The following is an 8,009-nucleotide window of genomic DNA, read 5'->3' as shown; positions in this document are numbered from 1 at the left end:
AAAATAGGCTTTTCGAGGGTAATTCTTGTTTTAATTCTCCATGTACGCAGTCTTTAAAAGCCTCTATTTCGTTCCAAGACACGATTAAGAGTGGCTTTTAGGCTAAGTATAATTACTTATCGCGTAAGTGAGATGCTCCCGCTATAGGGGAGTGGGAATTATGAATTATGAATTATGAATTAGGTAGAGGGAAGACCACTTCGTGCGGGTTGCGGGGGGAGGTGGGGAGAGCGGAGCGGGGAGAAACAATTCATAACTTGGGAGTTAATCACACTATTAAAAACGGATTTGGTATAAATCCTGTTTAGAAACTATAGGGGGGCGGCTAGTTCGAGCATTTGTACTAAAATTCCCGATATGCGGTTTAAATCCAGTACAGCTTATTATAGAAAAGGTTGATTGATCAGGTGGCAATATGGCGCAATTTTCTCGCAGAACTCTACTAACCTTGTTTGCTAGTATATTAGTATTATTATTCTACTTGGCTCCGGCCCAGGCGCTAAGTTATAATAACCGTAATTTGACCGATAATGACTTTGCGGGGCAGGATTTGCGCGATTCCACCTTCGATCACTCTAATCTGCGCGGTAGTAACTTCAGTCATGCCAATCTAGAAGGAGTGCGCTTTTTTTCGGCCAACTTGGAGGGGGCCGACTTTAGCGATGCCAATATGAGAAATGTGGATTTAGAATCGGCCCGTTTAACCAGAGCCAACTTTACCAATGCCGTTCTCGAAGGAGCTTTCGCCACTAACATTTTGATCAAAGGTGCAATCATCGACGGGGCCGATTTTACCGATGCAATTATTCGCTCCGATGTGGAAAAATATCTTTGTGAGAGAGCCACGGGAACTAACCCAGTAACTGGCAGAAATACCCGCGATACCCTATTTTGTCCCTAATCCTGCTGTCATGACCGATCGAATCTAGAGCCAGATCGGCCATAATTGCTGTAAGCTAGTATTCGATTTTTTAACAAAACCTTTAGAATAGACTTTCAAGCCAGTTCGATCGATCAGTCCCCTCTTGGAAAAAGGAAATTGTAACCATCGTGTCCACCAGTACCCTCGGCAATCAAGACAAAGAGCAGAAACCTAGTAGTGACTCGGATAGCTTTTTACAAGGAGTCTCCAGAGTCGCAGGGGGAACTGTTCTCGGCCTGTTGATGGTATCCACGGCCGTGGTGACGGGGGCTGTGGTAGGATTAGCGATTAGTTACCGCAATCTACCGGATGTGAGGATTTTACGCGGTTACGTTCCCACAGAAACCAGTTATATCTACGATGTTAAAGGCAGACTCCTGACCAGCTTACACGGAGAAGCGAATCGGGAAGTGGTGGAACTCGATCAAATTTCTCCCAATCTGAAACGCGCAGTGATGGCGATCGAAGATAGCCATTTTTATCACCATCGTGGTATTAATCCTAATAGTATCGGCCGGGCAGTAGTGGCTAACTGGAAAAGTGGCGGTGTGGTGGAAGGTGCATCTACCATCACCATGCAGTTAGTCAAAAATATCTTTCTTTCCCATCAGCGCACCGTTAGCCGTAAATTAGCCGAGGCAGTCCTGGCAGTACGAGTGGAACAGGTTTTTAGCAAAAATGACATTCTGGAAATGTACCTCAATAATATCTATTGGGGTCATAATAATTACGGAGTGCAAACCGCTGCTAAAAGTTATTTTAATAAACCCGCCTCCGAGTTAAATTTAGCAGAATCGGCGATGATGGCTGGATTAATCCAAGCGCCAGAAGTTTATAGTCCTTTTAATAATTATCAAACCGCCAAGGAAAGACAGGCACTGGTTCTCAGTCGGATGCGTACCTTGGGTTGGATTACCCCCGCACAGGAAGAGGCCGCTTTAAAGGAACCGCTGAAACTGGGTAAACCCACCGCTTGGCAAGAAAGTAAATTACCCTACGTTACCGATGCAGTGGTGGCAGAATTGCGGCAAAAATTTGGCAAGGAAACCCTAACTAAAGGGGGAATGCGGATTCAAACCACGATCGATCTCGACTTTCAAAACATGGCCGAGTCCACCATTCAAAAGGCCTATAATAGCTTGCGTGGTCGCGGTATTCGCACCAAAGACCTACAAATTGCTCTAGTCGCAGTGGATCCCCGCACCCATTTCGTCAAGGCGCTCGTCGGTGGTGTTGATTACAATAAAAGTCAGTTAAACCGGGCCATCCAATCCCGTCGTCAACCGGGGTCAGCTTTTAAACCTTTTGTCTATTATACTGCCTTCGCTAGTGGTCGTTTTACCCCCGAAACGGTGGTTAATGATGCTCCCATTCGTTTTCGCGAGGCCGGCGGCTTCTATAGCCCAAAAAACTACGGTGGCGGCTTTTCTGGTCCAGTTTCCCTGCGTAGCGCTCTGATGCAGTCTCTAAATATTCCCGCGGTTGTTCTCGGTCGTCGCGTCGGGATCAATAAAGTCATTGAAGTCTGTCGTCTGCTGGGTTTCGAGAGTCCTTTAATTGCCGTCACCTCTTTACCTTTGGGGTCCGTGGATGTGACTCCTCTGGAAATGGCGGGAGCTTACGCTACTTTTGCCAGTAATGGCTGGCATTCCGAGCCTACCTTTATCATGCGTGTTACTGATAGTCGCGGTAACGTCATGCTCGATAATACACCCAAACCGAAGCTAGTTTTAGACCCCTGGGCTACCGCTTCCCTTAACTCTGTCTTACAGGGAGTTATTCAAGGGGGAACAGCCACTTCGGCCCAAATCGGTCGTCCGGCAGCGGGAAAAACTGGTACTACCGATAACGAGAAAAATGTCTGGTTTGTTGGTTATGTTCCCCAATTAGCCACCGCAGTGTGGATTGGAGATGACCAAAACCGCACTTTAGGTAAAGGTATCACCGGTGGCGGTTTTGCCGCTCCCATTTGGCGCGATTTCATGGCACAAGCTCTTAAAAATGAACGGGTAGAATATTTTCCTTCTCCTTCCAAATTCCGCAAACCAACAGTTAAGTAGATGGTTAATCTAATTGGTTTGATCGTAATTTATCGATCGAGTAAAGGTGGCTATGTTAAAAATGAAACCTACGCTTTGAGCCTTCAGGTTTCCTACGATTAATAGGTAAGTTACCATGAGTACCATCCAAGTTCAAATTCCCGACTCATTACAGAAAAGTTTAGATGATCTAGCGGCTCGTGATGGAATTTCGATCGATCAATTTATCTCTACTGCGATCGCTGAGAAACTTTCAGCGTTGATGACAGAAAATTACCTAATAGAAAAGTCCAAAAAGGGAAGTCGAGAAAAGTATGAGGCAATCTTAACAAAAGTTCCCGATATTGAGCCAGAAGCCTATGACCGGCTGCCGACTGTCTGACATATCACTGCACCAGACTTTGTGCTAGACTTTGACAAGGCGGGTGAGTTCAACCGTTTGACTAGCTGAGAGACTGTATGTCTGGGAAAAAGTTAGGTATTCATACTACTATCGAAATTGTAGCTTTTCTATCAGCTTTGGCTACAATTATGGGTTTTGTCTATTTTTTCTATGATCGCCACTTTGTAACTTGTAAACCTATGGAGGGATTTTCGTCAAACAGAGATGCTTATTATTCATGTCTTCGTAAACTGCTTAAAGAAAATAGGTGGGAGGACGCTAATAGAGAGACTCTAAGACTAATGTTGCAAACGGTCAATAGAGAAGGAGAAGGATTTATAGATACAAAAACTATGAAAGAATTTCCTTGCAAAGATTTGTTGATTATTGAAGATTTGTGGTCAAAAGCAAGTCAAGGCAGATTTGGCTTTGATACTCAGCAAAAAATATGGAAAAGTGAAGGCGGTGAACCCTATTTAACTGATGAGAATTCAGAGGCTTACCATAGGTTTCGCAGTGCAGTGGGATGGAAAAAAGGAAAAGATCCTAACTTTTCTCTGAATGCTCCATATGGCCATTTACCAATATTAGGATCTCATGGAAAAATAGGAGGAATTGCAAACACATATCGAATTGCAGAGTGTCTAGAAAAGAAAGAGTGGGAAGCGCCATAACCAAGGTGAGAGCATCTGAAAAGCTATTGACAATTGGCCAATTTTGTGATCCCCGTGGGTATTTCCAGTGATACCGGTCAGTTAGAATAGTTAAGAAATCGACCGATTTGATTGAGAGGGCAAATTCTCATCAAATATACCTGAATCGTGGGTAAGAAACCCAGATAAAGTTCATTTATAATAAAGTCACAAAAAAAACCTTTGCTTGAACCGATGACGACTTCCTTGACTGAGAGTCTCACCCTTGAAGATTTCCTCAAATTGCCATATTTGGAGGATTCTCCAGCATGGGAATACTTGCATGGAGTCGCAATTCAGAAACCCATGCCTAAGACTCGACACTCTATCCTGCAAAAACGTCTTTTAGCTGCGGTTGACAGCCATACTGCTGATTATACAGCCTTACCTGAGTTGCGATGTACCTTCGGCGAGCGTTCGATCGTTCCTGATGTGGCAGTAATTGCATGGAATCGAATTAACCTCAATCAAGCAGGTGAACCAGAGGACGACTTTAGGGAAGCACCTGATTGGACTATCGAAATTCTTTCACTGGATCAACAGGTAAACCGTGTAATTGACAACATTCTACATTGTTTAAAACATGGCAGTAAATTAGGATGGATGCTTGATCCAGATGATTATTCTGTTTTAATGTTTACTCCCCAACAAGAGCCGGAAGTTTGCAGAGGGGATGACCAACTTAAGGTAATTGCAGGGGTTCAGTTGACACTGACTCCACAACAAATCTTTGCCTGGCTAAAAGTTAGTCAAGCTAGACAAAGTAAGTAGAAGTCTGGGGAGAAGTACGAGGACTAATATGAATTGATGGGAGAGTAAATTTATGTGGGAAGATGAAATTCTTGAAGAATTACACAGAATACGAGAAGAACAAGCCAAATCTTTTAATTATGATTTCAAGGCCCTATTTGCTGATTGGCAGAAAAGACAAGCAGCGAGTGGCAGACAATTAGTATCATTGCAACTTCAATAATAGTGGCGACTTCAGGTGGTAATGGGCCTAGCAGCGCGGGTGAATCAGACAGTAGTAATTGATAAGATCCGAACGTCTGAACGTCCTCCTTACCCCCCTACGCGCTCAGGGACTCATGGGGTTTTGTTGAAGACGGCTGTTGGCCAGGATCTCTTATAATGGGGAAGTCGGAATGTTTTTTCTTCCTATGCCAGTAAGTGCTGAAGCTCTTAAGCAAGACTTGGATCGACTGACTGATAATCAGCTTCAGCAAGTGGCTGATTTTATTGCCTTCTTAAAGTTTCGCAGTCAGCGTCATCAGGCTGTTCTCGATCCAATGCAACTGGCCGATCTGTTTGCAGAGTTTGCTGATCAAGATCGCGCCTTTGCTGAAGAAGGTATGAATGACTATGCAGTAATACTCCATCAAGAAGACCAATGATGACTAATCCTCTGAAACGGGGTGAAGTCTGGTTAGCCGACCTCAATCCAACTCAAGGTTCTGAACAAGCGGGCATTCGTCCCGTCATCATTTTCCAGAATGACCTTGTTTCCCAGTTCTCAACTACGATCATTGCTATTCCGCTCACCACCAACCAACGTCGCGCTGCTTTGCCTATATGCTTACTGATAGAACAGGGTAATGGTGGACTCGGCCAAGATTCTGTTGCCCTATGTTTTCAGATGAGAGTGCTGGATAAAACTCGTTTGATCCGCACACTGGGACAACTGAGTCCCGAAATAATTGCCCAATTGGAAGAAGTGGTTTTGCTAACCTTAGGATACGAGTCCTAAATGTGGAATTAAACGGAATTCTTATGGGTATAGGCTACATATCAGGACAGGCACTCATGCAAGAGGCGAAAGGGGGAATAGATAATCAGTCTTTAATAAACGGATTTAGGATAAAATGTCAAAAATTAAAAGTCCCTTGCGTTATCCGGGGGGGAAATCCCGGGCAATTAAGCAAATTCTGCCGCAAATTCCTGTCAATATTAGGGAATATCGAGAACCTTTTTTTGGTGGTGGTTCTGTGTTTTTTGCTGTTAAGCAACTCTTTGGACAGCAAATAAAAACCTATTGGATTAATGACTTAAATTATGATTTATATTGTTTCTGGCAATGCGCTCAAGAAAATATTGAGTTATTGGTAGCAAAAATAACAGAAATTAAACAGAAATATGATAGCGGACGAGAATTATTTCAAGATTTGACAAGGGAAGATTTAAAGTTAACCGATTTTGAAAAAGCGGTGCGTTTTTTTATCTTAAATCGGATTACTTTTTCGGGAACAGTGGATTCGGGGGGGTATTCTCAAGCAGCTTTTACCAGTAGATTTACTGATTCATCAATTGCCAGATTAACTCAAATTGCGCCCTTATTAGCATCGGTAAAAATTACTAACCAAGACTACGAAGAATTATTATTTGCTGAGGGAAAAGAAGTTTTTATCTTTCTCGATCCCCCCTACTATAGTGCCACAAAATCTCGTTTGTACGGTGTAAGAGGTAATTTACATACTAGCTTCGATCATCAACGTTTTGCCGATAATATGCGTCAATGTCAGGCTAAATGGTTAATTACCTACGATGATTGTCCAGAGATAAGAAAACTCTTTGATTTTGCCCATATTATCGAGTGGAATCTTCAGTATGGCATGAATAATTATAAACAAGGAGCGGCGGCATCTGGTAGAGAATTAATGATCAAAAATTATTAGTGGGATGCCGAAGGCACTGAGTAGCAGTAAGCTAATTTGGCTCTTCGGTTTGTGTTATGCAATAGACGGGAGTTATAGGGGATGGAACCCTTGTATAGAAAGGCATTTGGCGATTTTTGTCATTATTTTTGATCTAGAGCGAACTAATGGATTAAATCTCTTGCCAGATAAGGATTTAAAGGATTTAGTCGATTTATGCCCCCCTATCAAACCATACCAAGTAACGAAGAACCTACTAATCCACAGTGCGACGAATTTGCAGACAACACCATTCTTGACGTTTCCACAGGGCAGCTACTGTCCAGCCTTGGGGTTCTAAAATATCTGTAACTGCCTGTGCTTGGGTGACAAGAATGCCGCTTAAAATTCCCCAAGTGGTGGGTTTTGCCAGACGGGTGATTTCCGGCATTAAAGCGATAATTGTCTCGGCTAAAATATTACAAACGATGCCATCGACACCATCGGGAATTAATTCTAATAACTCCTCGACACTACCCTGATTAACAGCTAAATTTTCGGGGTTAATCCCGTTGAGATGGCGATTACTATACGTCGCACTCACCGCCAGCGGATCTGTATCCACAGCATAAACTTTTTTGGCCCCTAATAAAATCGCCCCGATCGCCAGTATGCCGGAACCACAACCGATATCGGCGATAATTTTATTCTCTGGATGGCTACTTAAACGCATTTCTAGGGATTCTAGACATAATTGGGTGGTGGGATGCGTTCCCGTGCCGAAAGCGGAGCCGGGGTCAATTTTAATCACCAATCTCTGGTTATTTTCCGGGGGATTTAACCAAGCAGGACAGATCAAAAAGCGATCGCCGATCTCGCTGATCTGCCAATGTTGTTTCCAACTGCTGGCCCAGTCTTCCTCGTCCATTAACTGCCAATAGCTGACAGGTTCAGAAAAACCTAAAATCAAAGCATCTTGCTTTAACCAGAGGCTTAGTGCCTCTAAATCGGGCAATTGCGCTTTAATTTCCGGTATATAGGCTTTAACCTCTAAAGAGGATTGTTTTTTAGCGGTGGCCGTTCCCGAACAGCCAAAATCTTCCAGTCTCCAGAAAACCGTTTCTTCGAGACTAGGTTCGCACAAAACCGTAATTTCCCACCAACTATTAGACATATATCAGTTATCAGCTTCTGAAGGCAAGAGGCAACAGGCAAGAGGCAAAAGACAGAATCTGACAATTCTCCTACCTAAAAAGAAGGTTAGAAACTAAGCACATCAAAGCTTTTAGCTTAACCAATTAGGTCTGAGATTCGGCCCTTGTTATCAGTTATCAGTTATCAGAT

General features: G+C 43.3%; 10 protein-coding genes. 9 read left to right on the top strand and 1 reads right to left on the bottom strand.

The features are described from left to right. Positions 1–415: 415 nt before the first annotated feature. The 9 genes from ACE1AQ_RS21665 (at position 416) to ACE1AQ_RS21625 (ending at position 6,707) form a co-directional block, all read left to right on the top strand. Complete coding sequence (locus tag ACE1AQ_RS21665) at positions 416–901, top strand: pentapeptide repeat-containing protein (protein WP_106908738.1); 486 nt, start codon at positions 416–418, stop codon at positions 899–901. 149 nt (positions 902–1,050) lie between these two features. Continuing rightward, positions 1,051–2,982, top strand: coding sequence for a transglycosylase domain-containing protein (locus ACE1AQ_RS21660; RefSeq protein WP_110545348.1), 1,932 nt, complete (start codon positions 1,051–1,053; stop codon positions 2,980–2,982). Between the two features lie 115 nt (positions 2,983–3,097). After that, the gene (locus ACE1AQ_RS21655) at positions 3,098–3,343 is read left to right on the top strand and encodes a hypothetical protein (RefSeq protein ID WP_008202593.1); all 246 of its coding nucleotides are present in this window, start codon (positions 3,098–3,100) and stop codon (positions 3,341–3,343) included. 77 nt (positions 3,344–3,420) lie between these two features. Then, positions 3,421–4,017: a GUN4 domain-containing protein gene (locus ACE1AQ_RS21650; protein ID WP_002746508.1), complete on the top strand. Its 597-nt coding sequence runs from the start codon at positions 3,421–3,423 to the stop codon at positions 4,015–4,017. A 213-nt stretch (positions 4,018–4,230) separates the two neighbouring features. After that, positions 4,231–4,806 (top strand): Uma2 family endonuclease, encoded by a 576-nt coding sequence (locus ACE1AQ_RS21645; protein WP_008202596.1) that lies wholly within the window; start codon positions 4,231–4,233, stop codon positions 4,804–4,806. Positions 4,807–4,858: 52 nt separating this feature from the next. After that, positions 4,859–5,008 (top strand): hypothetical protein, encoded by a 150-nt coding sequence (locus tag ACE1AQ_RS21640; protein WP_002787242.1) that lies wholly within the window; start codon positions 4,859–4,861, stop codon positions 5,006–5,008. A 172-nt stretch (positions 5,009–5,180) separates the two neighbouring features. Continuing rightward, positions 5,181–5,429: a hypothetical protein gene (locus ACE1AQ_RS21635; RefSeq protein WP_008202603.1), complete on the top strand. Its 249-nt coding sequence runs from the start codon at positions 5,181–5,183 to the stop codon at positions 5,427–5,429. Then, the gene (locus ACE1AQ_RS21630) at positions 5,426–5,782 is read left to right on the top strand and encodes a type II toxin-antitoxin system PemK/MazF family toxin (protein ID WP_002760242.1); all 357 of its coding nucleotides are present in this window, start codon (positions 5,426–5,428) and stop codon (positions 5,780–5,782) included. The genes ACE1AQ_RS21635 and ACE1AQ_RS21630 overlap by 4 nt, the downstream gene beginning before the upstream one ends. Before the next feature lie 115 nt (positions 5,783–5,897). Then, positions 5,898–6,707 (top strand): DNA adenine methylase, encoded by an 810-nt coding sequence (locus ACE1AQ_RS21625; protein WP_008202609.1) that lies wholly within the window; start codon positions 5,898–5,900, stop codon positions 6,705–6,707. 235 nt (positions 6,708–6,942) lie between these two features. Here the strand turns inward: ACE1AQ_RS21625 and prmA are convergent, their stop codons facing one another. Continuing rightward, entirely contained in the window at positions 6,943–7,839 is an 897-nt protein-coding gene (gene prmA / locus ACE1AQ_RS21620) for a 50S ribosomal protein L11 methyltransferase (RefSeq protein ID WP_110545355.1), read from the bottom strand. Positions 7,840–8,009 lie beyond the last annotated feature (170 nt).

The organism is Microcystis sp. BLCC-F209 (assembly GCF_041928595.1).
In the GTDB taxonomy this organism is placed as follows: Bacteria; Cyanobacteriota; Cyanobacteriia; order Cyanobacteriales; family Microcystaceae; genus Microcystis.
The sequence above is the reverse complement of the archived record's forward strand: the minus strand, read 5'-3'. Positions and strand labels throughout refer to the sequence as shown.